At 66.8% G+C, this 23526-nt stretch carries 20 protein-coding genes; 9 read left to right on the top strand and 11 right to left on the bottom strand.

Features of this window, described 5'->3' with window-relative positions:
- Positions 1-53: 53 nt before the first annotated feature.
- Positions 54-341, bottom strand: coding sequence for a DUF1330 domain-containing protein (locus ACEN9F_RS31850; protein WP_413426860.1), 288 nt, complete (start codon positions 339-341; stop codon positions 54-56).
- 100 nt (positions 342-441) lie between these two features.
- On the opposite strand from ACEN9F_RS31850, the gene ACEN9F_RS31845 reads away from it, so the two are divergent.
- Both ACEN9F_RS31845 and ACEN9F_RS31840 read left to right on the top strand, forming a co-directional pair.
- Positions 442-1320: a LysR substrate-binding domain-containing protein gene (locus ACEN9F_RS31845; protein ID WP_413426858.1), complete on the top strand. Its 879-nt coding sequence runs from the start codon at positions 442-444 to the stop codon at positions 1318-1320.
- Positions 1321-1326: 6 nt separating this feature from the next.
- On the top strand, positions 1327-2004 hold the full coding sequence (locus tag ACEN9F_RS31840; protein WP_413426856.1) for a GNAT family N-acetyltransferase: 678 nt from the start codon (positions 1327-1329) through the stop codon (positions 2002-2004).
- Here ACEN9F_RS31840 and ACEN9F_RS31835 read toward each other — a convergent pair.
- The 8 genes from ACEN9F_RS31835 to ACEN9F_RS31800 form a co-directional block, all read right to left on the bottom strand.
- Complete coding sequence (locus ACEN9F_RS31835) at positions 1988-2332, bottom strand: zinc ribbon domain-containing protein YjdM (RefSeq protein ID WP_413426854.1); 345 nt, start codon at positions 2330-2332, stop codon at positions 1988-1990. The genes ACEN9F_RS31840 and ACEN9F_RS31835 overlap by 17 nt on opposite strands.
- A gap of 42 nt (positions 2333-2374) precedes the next feature.
- Entirely contained in the window at positions 2375-4675 is a 2301-nt protein-coding gene (locus ACEN9F_RS31830; protein WP_413426852.1) for an SUMF1/EgtB/PvdO family nonheme iron enzyme, read from the bottom strand.
- Positions 4676-4708: 33 nt separating this feature from the next.
- Positions 4709-6880: a hypothetical protein gene (locus tag ACEN9F_RS31825; RefSeq protein ID WP_413426850.1), complete on the bottom strand. Its 2172-nt coding sequence runs from the start codon at positions 6878-6880 to the stop codon at positions 4709-4711.
- A gap of 189 nt (positions 6881-7069) precedes the next feature.
- On the bottom strand, positions 7070-8125 hold the full coding sequence (locus tag ACEN9F_RS31820) for a hypothetical protein (RefSeq protein ID WP_413426848.1): 1056 nt from the start codon (positions 8123-8125) through the stop codon (positions 7070-7072).
- Positions 8122-9423 carry a hypothetical protein gene (locus ACEN9F_RS31815; protein WP_413426846.1) on the bottom strand — a complete coding sequence of 434 codons (1302 nt, stop codon included), beginning with the start codon at positions 9421-9423 and terminating at the stop codon, positions 8122-8124. Before ACEN9F_RS31815 ends, ACEN9F_RS31820 begins: the two co-directional genes overlap by 4 nt.
- A 3-nt stretch (positions 9424-9426) precedes the next feature.
- Complete coding sequence (locus ACEN9F_RS31810; RefSeq protein WP_413426844.1) at positions 9427-10047, bottom strand: hypothetical protein; 621 nt, start codon at positions 10045-10047, stop codon at positions 9427-9429.
- 11 nt (positions 10048-10058) lie between these two features.
- On the bottom strand, positions 10059-11390 hold the full coding sequence (locus ACEN9F_RS31805) for a hypothetical protein (protein ID WP_413426843.1): 1332 nt from the start codon (positions 11388-11390) through the stop codon (positions 10059-10061).
- Positions 11391-11489: 99 nt separating this feature from the next.
- A complete protein-coding gene (locus tag ACEN9F_RS31800) occupies positions 11490-14834 on the bottom strand; it encodes a penicillin-binding transpeptidase domain-containing protein (RefSeq protein WP_413426841.1) in 3345 nt (1114 codons plus the stop codon).
- Positions 14835-15036: 202 nt separating this feature from the next.
- Here ACEN9F_RS31800 and ACEN9F_RS31795 point away from each other — a divergent pair, with 202 nt between their 5' ends.
- From ACEN9F_RS31795 to ACEN9F_RS31785, 3 genes are all read left to right on the top strand, one after another.
- Entirely contained in the window at positions 15037-15285 is a 249-nt protein-coding gene (locus ACEN9F_RS31795; RefSeq protein ID WP_413426839.1) for a hypothetical protein, read from the top strand.
- A 254-nt stretch (positions 15286-15539) separates the two neighbouring features.
- Positions 15540-16301 carry a hypothetical protein gene (locus ACEN9F_RS31790; RefSeq protein WP_413426837.1) on the top strand — a complete coding sequence of 254 codons (762 nt, stop codon included), beginning with the start codon at positions 15540-15542 and terminating at the stop codon, positions 16299-16301.
- 11 nt (positions 16302-16312) lie between these two features.
- Positions 16313-17005, top strand: a complete 693-nt coding sequence (locus ACEN9F_RS31785; protein ID WP_413426835.1) for a reverse transcriptase-like protein — start codon at positions 16313-16315, stop codon at positions 17003-17005.
- On the opposite strand, the gene ACEN9F_RS31780 is transcribed toward ACEN9F_RS31785, so the two are convergent.
- Positions 17002-18639, bottom strand: coding sequence for a methyl-accepting chemotaxis protein (locus tag ACEN9F_RS31780; protein ID WP_413426833.1), 1638 nt, complete (start codon positions 18637-18639; stop codon positions 17002-17004). The two genes, ACEN9F_RS31785 and ACEN9F_RS31780, sit on opposite strands and share 4 nt — an antisense overlap.
- Positions 18640-18712: 73 nt before the next feature.
- Complete coding sequence (locus tag ACEN9F_RS31775; protein WP_413426831.1) at positions 18713-19207, bottom strand: chemotaxis protein CheW; 495 nt, start codon at positions 19205-19207, stop codon at positions 18713-18715.
- A gap of 245 nt (positions 19208-19452) precedes the next feature.
- Here ACEN9F_RS31775 and ACEN9F_RS31770 point away from each other — a divergent pair, with 245 nt between their 5' ends.
- The 4 genes from ACEN9F_RS31770 (at position 19453) to trpS (ending at position 23512) form a co-directional block, all read left to right on the top strand.
- Positions 19453-20112 (top strand): HD domain-containing protein, encoded by a 660-nt coding sequence (locus ACEN9F_RS31770; RefSeq protein ID WP_413426829.1) that lies wholly within the window; start codon positions 19453-19455, stop codon positions 20110-20112.
- A gap of 21 nt (positions 20113-20133) precedes the next feature.
- Entirely contained in the window at positions 20134-21396 is a 1263-nt protein-coding gene (locus ACEN9F_RS31765; protein ID WP_413426827.1) for an MFS transporter, read from the top strand.
- On the top strand, positions 21393-22202 hold the full coding sequence (locus ACEN9F_RS31760; RefSeq protein WP_413426825.1) for a substrate-binding periplasmic protein: 810 nt from the start codon (positions 21393-21395) through the stop codon (positions 22200-22202). The genes ACEN9F_RS31765 and ACEN9F_RS31760 overlap by 4 nt, the downstream gene beginning before the upstream one ends.
- A gap of 254 nt (positions 22203-22456) precedes the next feature.
- Entirely contained in the window at positions 22457-23512 is a 1056-nt protein-coding gene (gene trpS / locus ACEN9F_RS31755; RefSeq protein ID WP_413426823.1) for a tryptophan--tRNA ligase, read from the top strand.
- The last annotated feature ends 14 nt before the right edge of the window (positions 23513-23526 follow it).

Below are 23526 nucleotides of genomic sequence, written 5' to 3'. Positions count from 1 at the left end.
GTTCAGAACCCACAATTTACACCGAATGGAGGATTTGCGCCTCTGCTAAACGTCTACACCCCGTCCACCAGCACCATCGAAAAGTCCGCGCCGCCCTGGCGCAGTTCCCTGAGCGGGGCGTGCGCCGGATCGTCGTACCAGGCCTGGGCGTGCGCGACCGACGGAAATTCGATGACCACCATCGCTCCCGGCAGGGCGGGCGCGCCCTCCATCGCCTGCGGCGGCGACTTCGCCACCAGCTTGCCGCCGTGCTTGGCCGTCAGGGCCGGCATGTGGGCGCCGTATTCCTTTTGCCACTCCGTGCTGCGCAGGGTGGCCGAACCGATTGCATATGCTGCCATGATGTTCTCCCGATGTGTGTATGAGGCTTCATTATCATCAGAAGCCCCTGAAGCATAAATGGGATAGAATTTCGCTCATCCCTAACTAAAACTTCCGAATATGAGCGACAAGCTACGCAGCATGCAGGTGTTCGTGGCGGCCGCCACGGCGGGCAGCTTTGCCGCCGCCACACAGGAGCTTGGCATGTCCGCCGTCATGGTGGGCAAGCATGTGCAGGCGCTGGAGCGGCAACTGGGGGCGCGGTTGATCGAACGCAGCACGCGCCGCCAGGCGCTGACGGAGATCGGCGCGGCCTACCTGGAACGCTGCCGCGACGTGCTGGCCGGTGTCGACGCGGCGGACCGCGTGGCCGAAAACCTGCGCGCCGAGCCGCAGGGCAGTCTGCGCATCTCCGCGCCCGCCACCTACGGCGAGCAAAGGCTGGCGCCCATCATCGGCGCGTATGCCGCGTTGTACCCGCAGGTGCATATCGATCTGGTGCTCAGCAACCGCGTGGTCGACATGGCCGAGGAAGGCATCGATGTCGCGATCCGCTCCGGCCCCATCGCCGATACGGGCTTGATCGCGCGGCCCTTGCGGCCGGGACGCGTGCTGGCCGCCGCCAGCCCCGACTATCTGAAACGGTGCGGCACGCCCAGGCACCCGTCCGACCTGGCGATGCACAACTGCCTGGTGTTTGCGGGAGCCAGTGCGACGTGGCGCTTCGCGCGCGACGGCGAGGAGGTGCCGGTGCAGGCGCGCGGCACGCTGGTCAGCAACACCGGCGCATCGCTGGTCGCCGCCGCCATCGCCGGCATGGGCGTGGCGGTGCAGGCGGACCTGCTGATGGAGCCTGCGCTGGCGTCGGGAAAATTGAAACGGCTGCTGCCGAAATGGGAACTGCCGTCGCGCCCCTTGCACATCCTGCGCCGGCCCGAATCGCGCCCCAGCGCCAAGGTCCGCAGCTTCGTCGACTTCGTGCTGGACCGGCTGGGATGATTTAAAATGAAATATCAGGACAGGATGATGGAAAAACCCAGCACTTCTCACTACGTTGACGCCGATCTTCTGACAGGATGGTTGTCGGCGCGTTCCATTGCGCGTGGCTTGCCGCCACCGGTGCCCGAGCACGGCGGCCTGCGCGTCGATACGGGCCTGCCGGACGAACGCCGCCGCTACGTTTTTGCCGGTCCGGCGCAAGGTATCCGGGATTTGGCCGAGTCGATCGATGCGCCGCACATTTTCATCAAGATGTGCGGCCCGGGTCAGCAATTGCTGTCGCTCGTTCCGCACCGATGGCAACTGCAGCCAGGCGCTTATTTGATGACCATCGATGGCTGGCGCAGCCCGGTGCCGTCTTTGCCGGCGGGCTACCGGCTGCAGGTTCTGATCGAATCCCAGACGACCATTGCGCGCATCTTCACGGAAGACGGCTCGCTGGTCGCCAGCGGCCATGCGGTGGAATACGGCGGCGTGTTTGTCTTTGACCGCATCGCCACCGAGCCCGCCCACCAGCATCAGGGCCTGGGCGCGGCCGTGATGGCGGCGCTGGGCGGGACCCAGCAATCGAAGGCCGCGCAGCGTGTGCTGGTGGCGACCGAAGCGGGACGATCGCTCTATTCAACGCTCGGCTGGAAAGTGCGGTCGCACTACTCCACAGTGACGATCAAACCACCTTCTTGACGAATTCCGTCTTCAAGCTCATGGCGCCGAAGCCGTCGATCTTGCAGTCGATATCGTGGTCGCTGTCGACCAGGCGGATGTTCTTGACCTTGGTGCCTACTTTGACGGTACCGCCGCCGCCCTTCAGCTTCAGGTCCTTGATGACGGTGACGGTGTCGCCGTCCTGCAGGATATTGCCGACCGAGTCCTTGTAGACGCGCGCGCCTTCTTCGGCAGCGTCGCCCGCGCCCGGCGTCCATTCATGCGCGCATTCAGGACATACCAGCTGGGCTCCGTCTTCATACGTGAATTCGGAATGGCATTTCGGGCATGGTGGCAGAGCGCTCATCGTTTGGATCCAGAGAGTAAAAAAGAAGGCCAGCAGTATACTCTATACGAGCTTGCGCGCGACCCGGAAGCCGACGATGTCGTTGGCCAGCACGGCGGAAAAACCGTTGCGCACCGACGAGCGCAGATAACGCGGATTGTACAGCCACGAGCCGCCGCGCAGGATGCGCCGCACCGGATCGCCGCCCTCTTCCCACGCGCTGCCGTCGGCCGGCGCGCCGGCGTAGTTATCGTGCACCACGTCCTGCGTCCACTCCCACACGTTGCCGTGCATGTCGAACAGCCCCCATGGATTGGGCTGGAAGGCGCTGACCTTGTTGGTGCCCTGAAGGTAGGCGCCGCGCGGGCTGCCGTTGTAGGTGTAGTGGCCGTCGTAGTTGGCCTGCTCGGTGGTGATGGTGTCGCCGAAGCTGAAGGCGCTCTTGGTGCCGGCGCGGCAGGCGTACTCCCATTCCGCTTCGCTCGGCAGCCGGTAGACCTGGCCGGTCTTTTCGGACAGCCAACGCAGGTAAAGCTGCACGTCCATCCAGCTGACGCCGATCACCGGATGCTCGTCGTCCTGCGCGAAGCCGGGCGCGCGCCAATCCGTGTCGGACTGCGACTCCCAGCCGGTAGCGCGCACGAACTGCCGCCACTGGCCGACCGTCACCGGGAAGCGGCCCATCGCAAACGAATGCTCGATGCCGACCCAGTGCTGCGGGTTCTCGCGCTCCAGCCAGTTTTTCTGCGCGCCGGCCTTGATCGCCAGCGCCTGCTCATGTTCGGGAGAACCCATCTGGAAGCGGCCGGTCGGGATCAGCACCAGATCGGGACCGGTTCCAGTACCGTCCACAAAGCGGTCGCGCAGGATGCCGCTGGGGTCCGCCACCGGACTGCCGGCGCTCGGCATCAGCGCCGCCAGTTCGGCCGCATTGCGCTCGGCCTGCTGCTTACGGTGGCGCTCCTGCTCCATGCGGTACGCGGCCTCCGCCTTCAATTGCGCCGCTTTTCGCTGCTGCTCCTCGCGTTCTTCGCGGGCCTTCTGCGCATCGGCGTCGCGCCGGGCCTGCAGCTGCTCGCGCAAGGCCTGCTTGCGCACCAGCGCCGCCGCTTCCGCGTCGGCGCGCTGCTTGGCTTCGAGCGCGCGGCGCTGCTGGTCGAGCCGGACTTTTTCCGCCGCCGCGGCCTGCGCCTCGGCCTGGCGGCGCGCGGCCAGTTCGACAGCCTGCGCCTGGCGCTTCATCTCCGCCATGCGCGCCTGTTCCGCCTGCGCGGCCTGCTCCTTCTGGCGCTGCTGCTCGCGCGCCTGCTTTTCCCGCTCAGCCTGTGCGGCTTGCACGGCCAGCTCTTCTTCGTTCGGCCCGGCGGCGCGGCGCAGTTCCGCCAGCAGCTGGTTCACCGACTCGGGACGGCGCTCCTGCGCATAGGCGAAGCCGTTGCTCAGCACCTTCCACTGGCGCTCGTTCAAGCCTTGCGGCGGCGATGGATGGAAATCGGCGGGCCGCATATCGTCGAACGGCATGCGGCCTTCCAGCAGCTGATAGATCATGACGGCGACCGCGTACACGTCCAGCTTGGGCGCGGGCTGCCGTTGATGCGTTCCCGCCTCCGGCGCGCGGTAGCCGGCGGTGCCGGCGTTCGGCGTCTGCAAACCGAGGCTGCTGCCGGCGCTGCGCGCGCGCGAGGCGATGCCGAAATCGAGCAGCTTGATTTCGCCGCGCGCGGTCAGGAAGACGTTGCCCGGCTTGATGTCGCGGTGTACCAGCTTGTGCTTGTCCCACGCGTATTGCAGCGCGTCGCCGACCGGCGACAGCAGCCGGTACACGGCCTCCAGCGGCAGCGGGCCTTGCGCGGCGAGGTAGGCGTCCAGGTCCTGGCCCTCCAGGTATTCCATGATGATGAAATAGCTGGACGTTGCCGGATCCTGCGCCCACTCGTAGACGCGGACGATGTTTTCATGCGCCAGCTTGCGCGCTTGCGTGGCCTCCTCGATCAGCAGCTTGGCGTGGGTCGCGCTTTGGGTCAGCTGCGGCGGCAGGATCTTCAGCGCCACCAGGTCGCTGTGGCCCAGCTCCGCGTGCGTGGCCAGGTCGGTGGCCTGCCAAACCTGGCCCATGCCGCCCATGCCGATCAGGCGATCCAGCCGATAGCGGCGATTCTGCGGGCCGATCTCCTGGCCCGACATCAGGCCCAGCTCCGTACCCTGCCGCACCGGCGGCGCGACCGGCGTGGCGCTGCCTCCCGGCGGCGCGTACTCCGCGTCCAGGATGGCGTTCTTGCGACGGTCGAACTCTTGAAGGCTCAACAGACCGTCATCATGTAAGGCCCGCAGTTCACGGATCTTGTCTCTTGCTGTTTGCATCATTAAGCGAAGTGTAACCGTTCCGGCTGAAAGTCGTTAAGCTAAAGGCGCGCCGCATTCGGCGCAGAACTTGTCCTCGGGGTGGCCGGCCCGCGCCGGATGGCCGTTCGGACAACGCCGCACCGCCGCCGGCGCGGCCGTGTGGTGGTGATGCACCGGCGCGCCGGCCTGCGCCACGCCGACACCCAACTGGCTCTGCGTGGTCAGCGCGCTGGCGCTGGCGCTGTTCTGGATGTTCAGCAGATCAAGCTGGTGACGGCGGTCCTTGTCCAGCTCCGTATCGCGGTGCCCGCGCTCTTCCAGCACGCGCTCATGCGCCAGGCGCGCCGCTTCGGCCGGCGTCACACCGTGCTCCGCCGCGATGACGTGCGCCAGCGCCTGGATCTGATCGGCCGTCATGCCGCCCTGGATTTGCAGCTTCATGATCTGCGTCACCGCTTCCACGTTCGACGGCGCGGCGACGGCGGCGATGGCCATGTCGCTCAGACGGCCTATCGTCTCCATGCGCTTGATCTCGTGGTCCTGCTGCGATTGCTGGCTGGAGAAGGCCGCCGCCCGCTCGTGCTCGAACTTCTTCAATTCACGCTGCCACGCGGCTTCCTGCTCCTGCTGCTTGAGTATCTGGCGCTGCTCGTCGACGGCCAGTTGGTCCAGCATGGCCTGCTTGGCGTTGGCCTGGTTCTGGCGCGCGTGGATGCCATCGGCCTCGATGGTCCGCAGCAGCTTTTCGTACTGCGCGATGGAATCGGCCTGCGCGCCGGTGCGCTTGAGATCCTCGACCTTCTGGTTGATCTCGGCCACCTGCACGGCGTTGGACGCATCCTTGACGGCATCGCCGCGCAGCAGTTCACGCTGGCGCGCCAATTGCAACTGGTCTTCCCATTCCTGCACGCGCTCGGCCTCGCGGCGCTGCGCGGCGCCGGCCAGCGACATGCCCTGGATGCGGGTCGCGTGCGCTTGCGCCTCGATCTGCAGCTCCCGCGCCTTCTCGTCTTTCTCCTGCTGGCGCAAGGCGGCCAGCTCGTTGCGGCGGTGCGATTCGTCCTCGATCAGCAGGGCTTGCGCGATCTGGCTTTCAATCGATTGCTGTTTCAGCTGATGCGACAAACGCTGCTGCGCCAACTGGCGCTGCTCGGCGGCGGTCTGCTGCAACACCTCCAGGTCGGTGCGCATCTTGATCTGGGCCAGCTGGCGCACGTGGTCCCAATCGGCCTGCTCGCCCTGGCGGTGGGCCTTGTTCCTGGCCAGCTCGTGTTCCAACTCGGCCAGCACGGTGCCGGCGCCCTTATCCACCGCAACCTTGCGGGTCTTGGAGTCCATGATACGGCTATACAGCTCCACCTCGCGCGCGCGCAAGGCCTGCACGCGCTCGGATTCCTTCAGCGTCAGCTCGGCCTTCTGGACGCTGGCGTCCTGGCGCAGCTCGGCGCGGCGGAAGTCGGCGCGCATCTTCTGCTCTTCGCGCCAGATAGCCTGCCATTCTTCCTCGTCGTAGATCTGGTCCAGCTGCTTGACGTGCTCCAGCTGCACATGGCGTTCATCGGCGACCAGCCACAGCGTGCCGATGCGCTCGCGGTTGTGATCGAATTTATCGTGCCGCAGCGCGGCGGTTTCCACCCGCTCCACCGCCAGGCCGTATGCGGACAGGCGCAGTTTCAGCGCGGCCTGCAGGCGCTCGTCCAGCTGCAAACGCAGGTCGGCGTTGTGCGCCATCTCGCGCATCGAACGGCTGCCGACGAATTCGGCGGCGAGCTGGCGCACCGACGGTTCCAGCAAATCATGCAGGTGCAAGGTGCTGACCACGCCCGGCACCGTCATGAAGTGCTGCGCGAACGCAGGCACGTTCTCAATGCGGATGGAAACGGTGAAGCGGGCCGATATTTTCAGGTGCTCGGCCGTGTGCAGGTCGCCGAACGAGAACTCGACCGGCAGCGGCGCGCTGCGGGTGATCAGGATCTCGGCATTCTGGTTGCGCAGCAAGTGGTTCAAGCGGGTGAAGAAGCCTTCGATCTCGTATTCCCCTTGCGGCACCTCGGTGGCTTTGTCGGCCTGCAGGATGTAGGCGCGCGAGGTCGCCGGCACGCGCAGCGTCTTGGTGAAGATGCCGGACAAGGCGCTGACGCCGAAATACACGGCCAGCTCGTCGTCGCCGGGTATCCAGCGGTTATCGCGCAGCACCGGCTCATTGCGCGGTGCGCCCAGGGTCAAACCGCAGTGCTTGCAGTAACCCGACTGGTCATCGTTTTTGTGCTCGCACCGCGGGCATTTAACGCCGCCAAAACCAAACATTTGGAACATGCCAGACTCCTTCTTCGATTCATCTTGCGAGCCGCCCTGCGATCAGCCGATTTTAGCAGGGCGAGCCCGATTCATTCTTGCGCACGATTCAACGCCGGTTCAAATCATGCCGATCCGGTCGATGCAGGCCATGCTGGCGCCTTTCTGGCGCACTTCAGCCGCGAAGCCGGGGGGCAGCTCGTCCTGCCAGTCCTTGGGCAGCAACACCCTGTCGCCGGCGCCAACTTGCCTTAATATCAATTTCAACTTGGGTTCGCGGCCATCTACGGTATCGACGCGGCCAGCGTGCCAGGCGGTCGAACAGCCGGTGGCGATGATGCGTCCGCGCGGCACGAACTCCCTGCCGCGCGCGAGGCGGTCGGCCATGACCAGCGCCAGTTGGTAAGAGCCGCCCTGGAAGCGCGGCTGGCCGAAGCGCACCACGCTGCGCCAGCGGCCCAGTCCCTTGCCGTCGAAATGGCGAGCGCCGGCCAGTGTTTGCCGCACTTCCTGCTGGACGGTCAGGTCCAGGCCGGGCGCGGCGATGGTGTCTTCCTCGGTCGTCGCGGCGGCGGTGTGCGTGGCGTTGGCCGATTCGTCGACCGCCGGCATTTCGCTGTCGATCGGGAACACGCTGACTTCCACCCAGCCCAGCGCGTCGTTGACACCGCCGCTGTGCAGCGGGAACCAGGTGCGCACGGTGGAGACGGAGGCCGACGGGTCGGCATGGCCGCTCAGCGCGCCGAGGTGGGTGATCAGCAGCGCCACCGAGGTTGGCGGATCGGTGTTGACTTCGCCGTCGACACTGCCGAGGTGCCAGGCGTCCGAGCGGCCTTGCGCGTAAAGCGGCTTGGCCGGGACGGTGTGCAGGCCGCGTACCATGCGGTCGGCCAGGACGGCGGCCAGTTCCCATTCGCGGTCTTCGATGGCCGGAGTGATGTCCATGCTGAGGACGACCTGGTCGCGGCTGTCGAGACGGGCTTCGGTGTGGCGCGCGAGGCGCACTACTTCCTGCATGCGCTCCGCGACCGCGGGCGCGCCGGGCACGGTGCATTTGACGTCGGCGCGGTTGGCGCGTGGACGGCGGCTGGCGGTGATGGTCAGGATGCGGCCATCGGCCAGCATGCAGCGGCATTCGGCGTTGGTCGGCACGGCGGTGATCGAGAGCGTGGTCATAGCGATGGTTCCGTGCGGGGGATGTGTGGGCTGCGGCGCAAGGACAGGCCGGTTTCGAGGTTGGCGCAGATGCGGTCCGCTTCGTCCAGCAGCTGGGGCCATTGCTGCGGGCTGGCCAGTTGAAGGCGGGCCAGCAGGGACCAGGCTTCGTCGAGCGCGGACTGCGCGATCAGGGTTTGCGCGGTGCGGCGGGCCTGAGCATCAGGCGCCAGCGGCTGGCCGGGAGCGGCCCATGCCAGCGCGGGCATGGTGTTGACGTTCAGGATGGCCATGCCGAGGCGCAGCAATAGCGCCTGGTGCTGCTGGAAGATCGGCAGGCCGGCAGGCAGGACCAGCAGCCGCAGCGCGCTGCTCAGGGCCGGCAGTTCGAGGAACAGGCGGCGCAGGGCCCGTGCGTCTTGCTGCGCAGGCGATTGCATGGCGTATGGCTGCGGCGCGATGATGGACGGAGGCAGCGATGGGCCGGCGTGCGATGCCGTGGCGTGCGATGCGGCGATGCCCGCCGGGGCGGCGTGCGAGGCAGCGGCGCGCGAGGCGGCGGTGTCCGATGCCGCGCCGCGCGACTCGGGGCTCCGCTGCGACCGCGTCGGCTCCCCGGCTTCGGGCGGTGGAGCGGAAAGCGTGTGGATCGCGGTGGCCGGCACGGTCGTGGCGGCGCTGATGGCCGGCGGCTCATGCGCGCGAGTGGCTGTGGCGGCGGCCAGGCGCTCGGCTTCGGCGGCGCGTTGGGCGCGGGTTTTCAGTACGTCGGCATAGTCGATTTGCTCGCCCAGATCGACCGGCACGCAATCGTCGACCGTCACGCCGTAGCGCGTGTACATCAATTGATTCAAGCCGGCGCGGAAGGCGTGCCACTCTTCCAGCGAGGTGCACGGCGGCAGGTCCAGCGCACCCTGCGCCAGCTCGGCTTGCAGCGCGGCTTCGACCGACACGCCAAACCCCGCCAGCTCCAGCCGCCCCGCCGTCTCGCTGTACAAATACAAATCAAACCGCTGTTGCGTCACGCGCGGATTGGCGGCATCGATCACGAAGCGCAGCCGCAGCCCCCACTCAGGCGCGGCGGCGAACGGCACCAGGTCAACCGTGTACGGCCCCGGATGAAAACAAAACACCGATTCGCCCTGCTCGCACGACACCCTCCCCGCAGCGGCGCGGCGCGCAAGCCCGACCGCGTTGAAGACGACAACCGTACTGTGAGCCGGCGCGGCATCCCCCTCATCGAGCCGAAGCGCGATCAGGCTGATTCCCAGGCCACCGGTATCGGTGGCCTGTTTGCGGCGCCGGGTGAACAAGCCCATGATCTAGGGCGCCACCGGCTCGACGGCAAATCCAGCGCCATACAGCTGGAAGTGCGGCGCCGGCGCAGTGGCGAAAGGCCAGGTGCGCTCGCATTCGCCGTCCGCATCGAGGCGGCCTTGCAGGACGATCGCCCCGCCGCCGTCGATCACGCGCAGCAGCGGCTGTTCGTTCAACAGGCGCGCGGCAAACGGCGCATCCGCCGACAGGCTCAGGATGACCTGCCAGCCGCCGTCCTGCGGCAGGAAGTGCAAGGTCCAGCAATTGTCGTCGGTGACCAGCGACTCCAGCGCGGTCGCCGTGGCCGCCGCGCGCAGCATGCCGGTGCTACCGGACCATACGGGGTCATTGGCCGCCGTATGCGCGCGGGACTGCCCCGCCGCTTGGCGCTCCAGCGACAACTGGCGGAAACGGCGCAGTGTCAGCGGCGACGCCGACAAGGCCTGACGCTCATTCGGCGTCAGCGCCCGCGTGCCGTCCAGCGCCGATCGCAGCGTGGCGTCGGCCAGCACCAGATGGTCGCCGGGCACGGCACGGCCCAGCAGCGCGCGCTCGCGCAGGCGCGCATCCAGCGCAGTCAGGGAATTTGGCGCATTGGCGTCTTGCTCATCTTGTGCTGATTTCAATTCGTTCTCCTTCATTGCGCCGCTGCGGCGTTGGCCGCGTACAGCTTGGCGATTGCTTCATTGCGGCGCTTGCGCAGCGTCGGCATCGAAATCTCGTCCAGCGCCGCCAACTGCTGCAAGGTCGGCAGCTCGCCGGTGGCCGGATCCAGCCAGGCGTCCGGGTAGGTATCGTCGGACGCACCCAGCAGCTTGTGGTACACCGCCAGCCGGATCGGCAGCGATTCGTCCCGCAGCATGCGCAAGGTCCAGCTGCCGGTTTCCTGCGCTGAACGGGCCAATTCCATATAGCGGAGGGGCAGGGAAAGCGCGTCCGCGCGCTGCTGCTCCGCCGCCAGTTCCCCGGCATCGAATGCTGGATCGCCCGCATCGTCCGGCGCGCCGGCGGCAATCTCGTCGCCGTCGTCGAACTCGTCAGGCGCCGCAGCGGCCAGGATGCGGTCGTCGTCCTGCGCGCCGCCCTGCGCTTCCAATGCCTCGGAGTCGCCAACCACGCGCCAGTAATCTTCCAGCCACAGCGCCGCCTCGCCGGCCTCGCCCTGCCAGTCGTCGGCACGGTCCATATTGGCGGACAACTCCTCATAATCGCCGATTTCGGCCAGCATCGCCGCAATCTTGTCCGGATTATTTTTCAGGCTGGCGAAGCGCTTGGACTTGGTATGCAGCGGCCCCGGCGAGCCGCCGAACTGCTCCAGCGTCTCGCTCCAGCGAATGATCCACTCGGCCTTGCAGCCGGCGACGGACTTCATCTGCCGCACCTCGATCGGGCTGCCGGCCAGCGGGCGGTCCAGGATCGCGCCGACCTGCGCGGCGTGCTGCTCCCATGCGGCGAACAGGCCGGCGACCTCGCGATAGGCCGTGTCCAGCATGCGATAAGTGTAGATTTTGTTGGGCGAGCAGTCGCGCCCCGTGGCGACGATGTAGTTGTCGGCATCGACCTTGTCGCGCAGGCTGGCGTACATATCGTTGACCTTCTTGCGCATCACGCCTTCGGCCGCGACCTCCAGCCAGAAGGCGCCGTTGCGCGCATGCTCGCTGGCGACGGCCACCGCGAAGGCTTGCCAGAACGCCGGCTGGGCCTGAAGCTCGAACAACAGGCCCAGTGCAAGCTCATACACGCTCTCGCCGTAGCTGTTGCCCTCCGCTTCGGCGCGCGCCGACCGCATGTTCGCGCGCAGGGCCGCGGCTACCGCATCGGTATAGCTGTCGAGCAGCGCCGCGTGCTGCGCGGGGTCGAGCACCTGGTGCATCTCAACCTGCCGGAAAGCCTGCAGCGAGCAGAGTCCCAGCAGCTTGCGCACTTGTTCCCAGCCGTGCTCCTGATACCGGGTTCCTGGCAAGCGCATAAAGTCCTGTAAGTGATGAAAAAAGATAAAAAACGCACTATGGCGAATGCTACAAAATCATGCCATAAAACCGGCCATTTCATTATCCCGTTTACAAGCCTATTTCCCCTTCTGTTCCCGCTTCTGCTCCCCCTGTTGCGCCGCCAGCGTGGACAGCACCGCCGCCACGACCGGCGCCGCGTGCTCGCCGCCGGTACCCGCCGAGTGGCTGACGAAGGCCGCCATCGCCAGCCGGTGCGTCTGGCCGGGCAGGCTGCCCGCCTCCAGCCAGCCGGTGAACCAGACGGTGGCCGTGTCCTCGCCGCTGGGCGCGGTGCCGGTCTTGCCGTACAAGCCGGGACGCACGCTGGCCAGCGCCGCACCGCCGAACGCGCCGGCGCCGGTGCCGACATCGACCACGCCCTTCATGCCGGCCTTGATACGGTCCAGGCGGATGCCGATCGGCTTCATGGCCGGCACGGCGCTGTCGTTGTGGCCCAGCGCAAGCAGCATGCGCGGCGTGACGACCCCGCCCTGCCCGACCGCCGCCGAGGCCAACGCCATTTGCAGCGGCGTCACCTGCATGCGCAGGCCGATGGCCATCTGGCGCAGTTCATGGCGGGTGTGGATGGGGTCCATATGGGCCGGCGTGGCTTGCAGCGCGTCCCAGGTGCGCCAGTTGAAATCGGCCGGCAACAGGCCGCCATCCAGGCGCAGCGACCGCTCGAAGCCGAGACGGTGCGCGGCGGCGGCGATCGGCCGCACGGAATCCAGCGCATCGGCATCCAGCGCCTGCAGGTCCGGCGCGCCGCCGTCGGGGCGGCCGAACAGGCTATGGTCGCTCAACTCGCTGGACCAGGCGAACCAGGTATTCAGGCTGTAGGTCAGCGCCTGCGCCAGTCCGAGACGGCCTTCCTGCGCGCGCCGGTCCAGGCTTTGCTCGCGGTAGTTGGTGATGTGGGCCAGGCGCGGATTCATCGGGTAGCTGGCGGCGTCGGTCTGGAAGCCGAAGCCGCGCTGCTGCGCCAGGCGGTTGATGGCGGGCAGCGGCATGCCGCCCAACAGCGCATCGATCTGCGGATCGGTCTGCGCCGCCAGCTCCAGGCCCAACGCGCTGACCACCTTGAACGTCGAGCCGGGGCTTTGATGGGCGCCGCCGTCATGCTGCAAGGCCGGCAGCCGCAGCGGGCTGCGCGCGGGGCTGGTGCGGTCGAAGTCGCGCACCTCGGCCCAGTTGGCGCTGCCGACGCCTCCCGCGCCGGCACCGGCCGCCGCCAGGATGTCGCCGGTCTCGGCGTCGAGGATCACCAGACCGGCGTGACGGCCTTCCGGCGCCGCCTGGCCGCCGCTGCATTTGCCACCATCCCAGCGGCCATGCCGCATGCCGACGCACTCCAGCACGCGCTGGCCCAACGCCTGCAGCGGCAGGTCCAGCGTCAGCCTGGCGTTGACCGCTTCGCCGGATGCGGGCAAGCGCCCCAGCATGCCGGCGATGCTGTTGGCGTGTTCGGGACTAACGCCCAGCAGCGGCGCCAGTCCGGCATCGATGGCCGCTTCGCTGGGCGCGCCGTCGGACCACAGGATGGTGCCGTTGCGGTCCGCCAGTTGCACCGGCGCCGGCGTGGTGGCGCGCGGCAGGCTGGCTGCGGCGTCCATGAGCGCCAGCGGCTGCCAGGTCAGGCGCCCGTCGGCCACGCGCAGGTGGCGGTATTTCTGGTCTTCCGGCGCGCTGAAGTCCAGCGGCTGCACGTCGAGCTGCACGCTGCCGGCACCAGCCTCCAGCGTCAGCGTGAGTTGCTGGACGTCGGCACCGCCGGCGCAGGCGCGGCCGGTGCAGGCCGGCGCGAACTGCGCGGTCGCGCCGGTGACGCCGCTGCCGACACGGCCGGCCACCATCATTTGAATCACTTCGCCGCCGGCCGCCGCGCGCGGCAAGGCCAGCGTCAGGTGCACGACCGGGCGGCCGCTCTTGTCTTCGCCCGCCTGCGGCCAACGCGCCACGCGCGTCCAAGGCTGCCAGCCCTGCGGCAGCGACGCGAACAGGCGCGACGCGGCGACCGGCATCTGGCTGGTGGTGGCGACCATCACCGGCGCGGTTCCGGCGGCGGACGAGGCGCCACCGCCCGTGGTGGCGCTCCAGTCCAGCTGCAGCCCGGCGGACGCCTTGACGCGCCAGGCCAGCAGGCGGCGCTCGCTGTTATAGATGTCGATCTGCTGGCGGACGTAGGCGCCGTCGGCCTGGTAGTACAAGCGCTTGAACAGTTTTTGCGTGGCCGCGCCGGGCTTGACCTGCTTCCAGCTGTCCAACTCCGCCACACGTGCCGACGCGGCGGCGGCCTGCCATTGCGGCAGGTCGCGCGGCGCCAGTTCGATCGCGCCGGCGGCGTTCAGGCGCACCAGGCTCTGGGCCTGCAGTTCATGGAACAAGGACTGGTCTTCCAGCGCGCCCGGCGCGGCGGCCGGCACCTGGTATTGGCCCGGTGCCAGATAGGCGCCCACCGCGCGGCCGCGCGCGGGGAATGCGGTGACCAGCGCGGCGGCCGGGCCGGCCGCAGGGTCGTCCGCCACCCCGCCCGCCGCCGGCGCGGCTTGCCGATACATCTGCACCAGCAGCTCGCCGCCTTGCGGGCACATGACGTTGGCGCGGCGTTCGATGCGCAGCGCCGAAGTGGCGCCCCACAGCAGCCAGCCCTGCTGGCGCAGCGCGACCTGGCCGCTGGCGCCCTGCTCGATCTGGCCGAAGCTGGCGTCGCTCAGCCAGCGCACGTCGGCCTGCTTGCTATGCCAGCTCAGTTGCAGCGGCTCGCTGACAGGATCGTAAAAATCGGCGCGGGCCGTGCCTTCGATCTGCACTTCCGGCATCGCTTCGGCACCCGCGCCGGCGCTGCGGTCGGCCACCAGCAGGACGTTGCGTAGCGCGATCTGGACGTTGGACTCATGGTTGCGCGCGACCCAGCGCTTGACGTCGTCGAAGCGGTAGCCGAGACGCAGCGGCAGCAAGCGGGTATCGGAGGGGCTGCGCATCTGGCTGCACAGGTCGACCCGCACCGGCGGCGAGGCTTGCATGCCTGAAGCGATCAATAAAGCGCCGCCGACATGCAGGCTGGCGCTGACGCCTGGCTGCACCGGCACGGTGAAGGCGATGCCCGGCAGGACGGACTGGTAGGCGTTGGCGGCGCGGACGTTGGCGGCGGCCTGCGGCGTGCTGGCGGTGGCGGCGGCCAGGTGGCGGGCATGGCCCGCGATCAGCGCGCCGCCGCCCAGCGCCACGGCGAGGCCGGCGACGGCGATCCAGACGGTGCGGCGGGAGGCGGGGCCGGAACGGCCGCCCGCGGCGTCACGGCCAGGGGGCACCAGCGTCATCGCCGGCCGGCCGCGAGCGCCGGCGCGCAGGTTGGCCTGGCGGCGGCGGGCGCGGCGGCGGTCGGCCCAAGCTTGCAGAATATTGCTGAAAAATCGCGGCATATGCCCCTCGCGCTGGTGGTCGGTGTCTGCCGGTACTTAGCAGAGGGGCAAGGAAAAACAGCGCGTTATCGCCGTCTTATCGCGCCGATATGCATTTCGGGCGCCCAAAAACGCGGCTCGTCGCAATCCGGTGGCGGCTTGACGGGGCTTTGCATAAAGTGAGCACATCGAAACACACTTTTAACCACCGAAAGGAAGCAAAATGAACGTCCTGAAAAACTTCGAAGCCCTGTTTGTCCTGACCCTGGGCCTGGCCTGCGCCGCCAACTACGCGCTAGATAACACCGCCGTAGAAGCTTCAACGTCAACGCCGGTCGCAGCGGCAGCCGCAGCGCCAAACATGCAAGTCGTGGTCGTCAGCGCCAAACGCCTGAGCGCCGAACAGAAAAAACAATCGCTGATCGACGAACGCAGCGCGATGGCCGCCAACACCGCCGCGAGCAAAATTTGAGCGCCCGTATTCCCTTCGCCTGTACGCACAGCAGCCCTGCCGCGTAACAGGCGAAGCCCCGTTCCACAATCACACCTCCGCCCTACCCCGCCTTCCTCCCCTCCGCCTACCGGTCTGTACGCCAGCGTACAATTCGCCACACAGCTTTGTGTCATATGTAAAAAGTTGCATCATTCAACGCAAGCCGTTTTAGCGCTTGATATAGTTCGTCCAAGCGTTGCAACAAGACGCGGACAAACACGGAGGACACCATCATGATCAAACGCTCGCACACTATTTACGCCGCCGCCATGCTCGCGCTGAGCGCAGCAGCTTTTGCCCCAGCCATCGCGACCGCACAAGTCGGCGTCAGCGTCGTGATCGGCAACGCCCCGCCGCCACCGCGCTTCGAAAGCATGCCGGCGCCGCGCCGCGGCTACGTCTGGGCACCGGGCTATTGGAACTGGGACGGCCATCGCCACGTCTGGGCATCGGGACGCTGGGAAGCTGAGCGCGCCGGCGGCCAGTATCGCCGCGCTGAATGGATCCGCGACAACGACGGCTGGCGCCTCGACCAGGGCGGCTGGGTAATGGTGGACAACGGCCCGACCCGCGTCGACTACATCACCGTCGCGCCGCCGCCACCGCGCTATGAGCGCGTCCCCGGCCCTCGCGCCGGCTACATCTGGTCGCCCGGCTATTGGGAATGGCGCGGCAACCGCCATCAATGGATAGGCGGTAACTGGATCGTCTCGCGTCCCGGCTACATCTATAACCAGCCGCGCTGGGTGCAGCATGACGGCCACTGGCAGCGCGAGGAAGCGCGCTGGGAGCGCGGCCCGAACGGCGACCGGGATCATGACGGTGTGCCCAACCGCTACGACCGTCACGACAACCGTGGCGACTATCGGGGCGACCACCGAGGACGCGGCGACCAGGACCACGACGGCGTGCCTAACCGCTACGACCGTGACCGCGACGGCGACGGCGTACCGAACCGCGTCGACCGCCGCCCGGACAATCCGCGCCGCGATTGAACGGCGCGCCGATGAGCGAAACAACGTTTGACGTATTGGCCACGGCCGCCTACAAAGGCGAGCGCGTGGCCGCTCGCCGTTTGGCGTCGCGCATGCGGATGGCGGAAGCGGAAGCGCTGCGCCAGGTGCTGACGCTGGCGGCGGGTGCGCAAGGCCTGGCGTCGCTGCTGGCCGAGCGCGAGCAACTGCGCTTGCGCGACGACGCGCGGCGCCTGGCAAAAAGCGAAGAGAAGTTGCAGCAGCTGGCCCTGCGCAAAGCCAGGACCGGCATGCAGTCCGACGCCGGCGCATGGCGCGGCTGGTTCGATGGTTCGGCCCATCCGAATCCTGGCCTGATAGGCATAGGCGCGCTGCTGTGCGGGCCGGCCGGAGAACGGATCGAGATCAGCCGCCGCGCGGGCCACGGCAACAGCGGCGAGGCGGAATACCTGGCGCTGGCGGCGCTGCTGGAGGCGGCTGGACAAATGGGCGCGACCGGCCTGGTGGCGTACGGCGACAGCCAGGTGGTGATCAACGATGTGAACCTGAGCGCGCAGGCGATTGCTGCCGGACGCGGCGCCAAAGGACTGGAAGCGCGTCGCGCCCAGGTGGTGGCATTGATGTCGACGCTGGGCCAGGTCAGCCTGCGCTGGGTGCCGCGTCACCGCAACGGCGACGCGGACCGCCTGTCGCAGCAGGCGATCGACAACTCGATAGCGGATTAAGCGCGACGCGCGAGTTTCAGTGCCGGGCGGGATGGGGCCACGGCGCGCGCCGGAGCGCTGCGCGAGAACGCCTTCACGCTATCGTTCACCTTGAACACGCTGACGACCTGCGCCAGCGCCGCCGCCTGCTGCTGCATCGATTCCGCAGCGGCCGCCGCCTCCTCGACCAGCGCGGCGTTCTGCTGCGTCACCGCATCCATCGAACCGATAGCCTGATACACCTCGTTGATGCCGGCGCTTTGCTCGGTGCTGGCGGCGGTGATCTCGGTGATCATGTCGCTGACGCGGTGCACGCTGCTGACGATTTCGTCCATCGTGACGCCGGCGTCGGCCACCAGCTTGCTGCCCTGGTTGACCTTCTCCACCGAATCGCCGATCAGCTGCTTGATCTCTTTCGCCGCCGACGCCGAACGCTGCGCCAGGTTGCGCACTTCCGACGCCACGACCGCGAAGCCGCGGCCCTGCTCACCGGCGCGCGCCGCCTCAACGGCGGCGTTCAGCGCCAGGATGTTGGTCTGGAAGGCGATGCCGTCGATGACCGAGATAATGTCGACGATCTTGCGCGACGATTGATTGATCGAATCCATGGTGCCGACCACCTGCGCCACCACTTCCCCGCCCTTGACCGCCACCTGCGCGGCCGACGACGCCAGCTGGTTGGCCTGGCGCGCGTTGTCGGCGTTGTGCTTGACGGTCGAGGTCAGCTCTTCCATCGACGATGCGGTTTCCTCCAGCGCGCCGGCTTGCTGCTCGGTGCGGCGCGACAGGTCCTGGTTGCCCGCCGCGATTTCGCTCGACGAGGTGGTGATATGGTCGGTGCCGCTGCGCACCTCGGTCACGATGCCCAGCAGGCTGGCGTTCATGTCCTTCAGCGCCGACAGCAGCTGGCCGGTTTCGTCCTTGGCGCTGTCGTCGATATGGCCGGTCAGGTCGCCGCTGGCGACGCGGCGCGCCGCGCTGACGGCTTGACGCAGCGGGCCGGTGATCCCGGTGGTCAGCATCCACGCGCACACCACGCCGAAGGCCAGCACCAGCGCGGCCAGCAGGTACAGCAGATTGCGGCTGCTGGCGGCGATGGCGTCGATATTGGCGGCGGTGGCGTCGATGCGCGAACGCTGTAGGTTGAGCAGGTCCATCATCAGCGCCTGGTAGCTGGCGGTGCCCGGACGGAAGACGGTTTCAAAGATCTTGTCGGCCTGTTCCAGTTCGCCGGCGGCCTTCAGCTTGGCGACCTGGTCGCGCGACGACAGGTAAACCTTGCGCTGCTCGCCGATGCGCGTGAACAGCGCCTTTTCCACGGTGTCGTCGGGCGCGATCAGTTCCTCGACCTTTTTCTGCAACTGGGAAGAGATGGCGGAGGAAGCCTTGGATTCCTCGGCGAAGAAGGCGCCCAGCGCCGGATCACTGCTGCGGGCGATGGCGGTGGTGCGGCGGATGCCGCTATCGACCTTGCCATACCAGTCGGAGATCATGCGCTCCTTGGCCAGCGGCACCTGCATCATGTCGCGCGTGGCCGTGGCCACGCCCTGCAGGCGCCAGACGCTGATCCCGGTGATCAGCATGGCGAACGCCAGGATGATGGTGAAGCCCAAAGCCAGGCGCTTGCCGATACTGATATTCGCCAACATATTCATTCTTGTGCCTCTAAGATCAAAAATAAAACTACGGGAGCAGCATCGGGTCATGCCCGGCTTGAGCGGGCAGTGATTACGCCGCCAGTGCGGTGTTTTCGATCAGGCCCATGTCCGCGCTGGACATCAGCTTGTCGATATCGACCAGGATCAGCATGCGCTCGTCGAGCGTGCCCAGGCCGACGATGTGGTCGGTGTTCAGGGCCGAGCCGATTTCCGGTGCCGGCTTGATTTGTTCAGGCAGCAGCGTGGTCACGTCCGAGACGCGGTCCACCACCATGCCGACCACGCGGTGGCCGATGTTCAGGATGATGACGACGGTGAACTGGTCGTACGACGGCGTGCCCAGGTTGAATTTGATGCGCATGTCGACGATCGGCACGATGATGCCGCGCAGGTTGACCACGCCCTTGACGAATTCCGGCGCGTTGGCGATCCGGGTCGGGGTTTCGTAGCTGCGGATTTCGCTGACTTTTTGAATGTCAATGCCGTACTCTTCCTGGCCCAGAGTGAAGGCCAAATACTCGCCGGTGGGGTTCGTTGCGTGCAGTTCGCTAACATTGCTAGACATGGGATTTTCCTTCATTGCTAAAGTGACTGGCCGCAATGTTACCTCAAGTCAAGACATATCGCACCAAATAAATGCGTTATGGCAACAAATAGACTTATTGCAATTATCAGCTTGTTTTTAAAGCCATTGTCATTGCACAATAGGCAGCACTACCGTAGCGCAAGTAGGACCCAAGTTCCCCTGCACAAGCATTGCGACAGGCTGTATTATCTAAAACAGATCGTCAGAAACATCACGGGAGAACGATGAATAGCTTGCTCAGCAGCTGGCACCCGCGTCTGGTCGCCTTGGCCAGCGCCGCCCAAGGGCACGATGGCGCGCACGACACCAACCATTTGCACCGCGTGTGGCGTAACGCCACCCTGCTGCTGGATGACTATCCGGAGGCCGACGCCCTGGTCGTGCTGGCCGGTTGCTACCTGCACGACCTGGTCAACCTGCCCAAGAACGATCCCGAGCGCCACCTGGCGTCGCGCAAGGCGGCCTTGCTGGCCAGCCGCCAGCTGGCCGAGCTCGATTTCCCGCAGAACAAGCTGGCCGCCGTCGCCCACGCCGTCGAGAGCCACAGTTTTTCCGCCGGCATCCGCCCCGAAACCATCGAAGCCAAGATCGTGCAGGACGCCGACCGCCTCGACGCGCTGGGCGCGGTCGGGCTGGCGCGGCTGTTCTACACCGCCGGCCGCATGGGCACCGCGCTGGCGCACGAAGACGACCCGATGGCGCTGCACCGCGACCTCGACGAAAAAGCCTATGCGCTCGACCATATCGATACCAAGCTGGCCACCCTGCCCGGCAAGATGCAGACCGCCGCCGGCCGCCGCCTGGCCCAGACCCGGCTCAATGAATTGACCGCCTTCCGCGACCATTTCATCGCCGAATGGGCCGCCAGCCCGGCCGCGCCGTGATCCACCCTTATTTGAGTTCTCATGAGTACACCTGATTCCGCTGTCCCGGCCGCACCCGCCACACCTGTCGCACCCGGCAACCTGAACTTTGTCCTGATCTGCGTCTTCATCGATATGCTGGGCATCGGCCTAATCGTGCCGGTGCTGCCGGCGCTGGTCGGCGAATTCACCGGCTCGCGCGAAAACCAGGCCTACTGGTACGGCATCATGAGCGCCGTGTTCGGCCTGATGCAGTTCGTCTTCATGCCCATGCTGGGCGCCGTCAGCGACCGCATCGGCCGCCGCCCGGTGCTGCTGTATTCGATGGCCGGCATGTGCATCAACTTCCTGACCACGGCCTGGGCGCCCAACCTGGCCTGCCTGTTCATCGGCCGCGTGATCGGCGGCATGTCGTCGGCCAGCATGTCGGTGGCGTCGGCCTATGCGTCCGACATCTCGACGCCGGACAACCGCGCCAAGAGCTTCGGCAAGGTCGGCGCGGCCTTCGGCCTGGGCTTCATCTGCGGGCCGATGCTGGGCGGGCTGCTGGGCGGGGTCGACCTGCACCTGCCGTTCTATGTGGCCGGCGCGCTGTCGGCCGCCAATTTCATCTACGGCTATTTCTGGGTGCCGGAATCGCTGCCGGCGGCCGGCCGCAAGCCGTTCAGCATCGCCAAGATCAACCCGTTCACCGCGCTGATCAAGCTGGGGCGCCGCACCGACATCCGCGGCCTGATCGTCACCTTCGCGCTGGTCACCTGCGCGCAGATGATGCTGCAGACCACCTGGGTGCTGTACACCACCTTCCGCTTCAACTGGACGACCGGACAGAACGGCGCCGCGCTGTTCTGCGTCGGCATGACGGCGGCGGTGGTGCAGGCCGGCCTGCTGGGCCTGCTGATCAAGCGCTTCGGCGAGGTGCGTTTGTCCCAGCTGGGGCTGGTCTCGGGCTGCATCACCTACCTGCTGTACGGCCTGGCCACGCATGGCTGGATGATGTATGTGCTGATCCTTTGCAATATGCTGTCGTTCACCATCGGGCCCGCGCTGCAGGGCATCATCTCCAAGTCCACGCCGCCCAACGAACAGGGCGAGCTGATGGGGTCGCTGCAATCGATCAGCAGCATCGGCGTGATTTTCATGCCGCTGCTGGGCTCGGCCATCCTGGCCGAAGTCAGCCACCTGCCGGCCAACGACTGGCGCATCGGCAGCACCTTCTTTGTCTGCGCGGCGATGCAGGCGGCGGCCATCCTAGTGGCGCGGCGCTATTTCAGCAGCCATCACCTGACGGCGGTGAAGCCATGAAGCGCCGCCATCTTCTGGTCCTGCTGGCCGCCCTGGGCGCGGCGGCCGGCGCCGGCGCCACCGGCCAGTGCTCGCGCGATATCGCGGTGCCGGTGTCGGCCAACGGCGCCAGCGTCATCGTCGAGGGCGAGCATGTCAAGGGCATCTACCCGGACGTGATGCGCAGCCTGACCGCCAAGACCGGCTGCAACTTCGTCTTCACGGTGGTGCCGCGCGCGCGCCAGGTGGCCATGTTCAAGGCCGGCCAGGCCGATATCCTGGTGCCGGCGTCGCGCACGCCGGCGCGCGACCAGCTCGGCACGTTCGTGCCGATGATCGGCCACCGGGCCATGCTGATTTCCGTGGCCGGCAGCCGGGCGCCGATCGCCAGCGCCCAGGAACTGCTGGAGCGGCGAGAACTGCGCGTGGCGGTGGTGCGCGGCTTCGACTATGGCGAGCCGTACACGGCGCTGATCAATGAGCTGGGCAAGCAGGGGCGCTTGTTTGTCGAGGTCGATATCATTGCCGTGGCGCGGCTGCTGCACGCCGGCTCGGCCGACGTCACCATCATGGGGCCGACGCTGCTGGCCGGCGCGATCCGCCGCGATCCGCGCGTCAACAACCTGCAGGACAAGCTGCGCACGGAGGCTATCCCCGAGCTGCCATGGCACTACAGTGGCGCCTACATTTCGCACGCGCTCAAGCCGGAAGACCAGGCCGCGCTGCGCGAAATGCTGGAAAAGGCCGGCAAATCGAACCAGGTCATGGAAGGCTACCTGCGCTACTTCCGGCCGGACGTGCTGAGCGACAGCGTGCGCCCGCGCTGACCGCGCCTGAACTTTGTTCCCAATTAGTTGTCGCTTTCCCTGAACCCGCTCAAAACCTTGACAGACCGGCCTCGAACTGCAACCATACGCGCATGAATTTTGCCCCGACACCTCACGCCTGCCTGAATTGGCGCCGCTCCTAGCACGCGGCCACTGTCTACCCATAGTGATGTGATATTTTTATCAACGCCGCCCTCGTCTGGTGGCGTTTTCACATCGTCGCGCCGGACCGGGGCAACGTAAAGGAACCCCTGATGAGCTTGCCCGAACAGTCCGAAGTCGAAGTCAAAGCCGTAACCACCGCCCCCACCAAAGGCTCCGTCATCCTGACCGGCGACCGCCCGACCGGCCCGCTGCACCTCGGCCACTTCGTCGGCAGCCTGCGCAACCGCGTGGCTTACCAGCATGATTTCAAGCAGTTCATCATGCTGGCCGACGCCCAGGCGCTGACCGACAATATGGACGACACCAACAAGGTCCACCGCAACGTGGTCGAGGTGGCGCTGGACTACCTGGCCGTCGGCATCGATCCGGCCAAGTCGACCATCCTGATCCAGTCGCAGATCCCGGAACTGGCCGAGCTGACCTTCTACTACCTGAACCTGGTCACCGTGGCCCGCCTGGAGCGCAACCCGACCGTCAAGACCGAGATCGCGCTGCGCGGCTTCGAGCGCGACATCCCGGCCGGCTTCCTGACCTACCCCGCCTCGCAGGCGGCCGACATCTCGGCCTTCAAGGCCGCCATCGTGCCGGTCGGCGAAGACCAGATCCCGATGATCGAGCAGACCAACGAAATCGTGCGCCGCTTCAACCGCCTGGTCAACCAGGACATACTGGTCGAGTGCAAGGCGCTGGTGCCGGAAATCGGCCGCCTGCCGGGCACAGACGGCAAGGCCAAGATGAGCAAGTCGCTGGGCAACACCATCAACCTGGGTGCGACCGCCGCCGAAATCACCGCCGCCGTCAAGAAGGTCTACACCGATCCGCTGCACCTGCGCGTCGAAGATCCCGGCCACCTGGAAGGCAATGTCGCCTTCATCTACCTGGACGCCTTCGATCCTGAAAAGGACAAGCTGGAAGAGATGAAAGCCCACTACGTGCGCGGCGGCCTGGGCGACTCCATCGTCAAGAAGCGCCTGGAACTGGTGCTGCAGGAAATGCTGGCGCCGATCCGCGCCCGCCGCGAAGAGCTGGCGCAGGACAAGGGCTACATCATGCAGATGCTGAAGGAAGGCACGACGCGCGCGCGCGAAGTGGCGGCCAAGACCGCCGATGAAGTCAAGGCCGCGCTCGGCCTGAGCTACTTCTGATCGCGCGGCAGACG

This window comes from Duganella sp. CT11-25, assembly GCF_047302815.1.
Classification (GTDB): domain Bacteria; phylum Pseudomonadota; class Gammaproteobacteria; order Burkholderiales; family Burkholderiaceae_D; genus Rugamonas.
The sequence above is the reverse complement of the archived record's forward strand: the minus strand, read 5'-3'. Positions and strand labels throughout refer to the sequence as shown.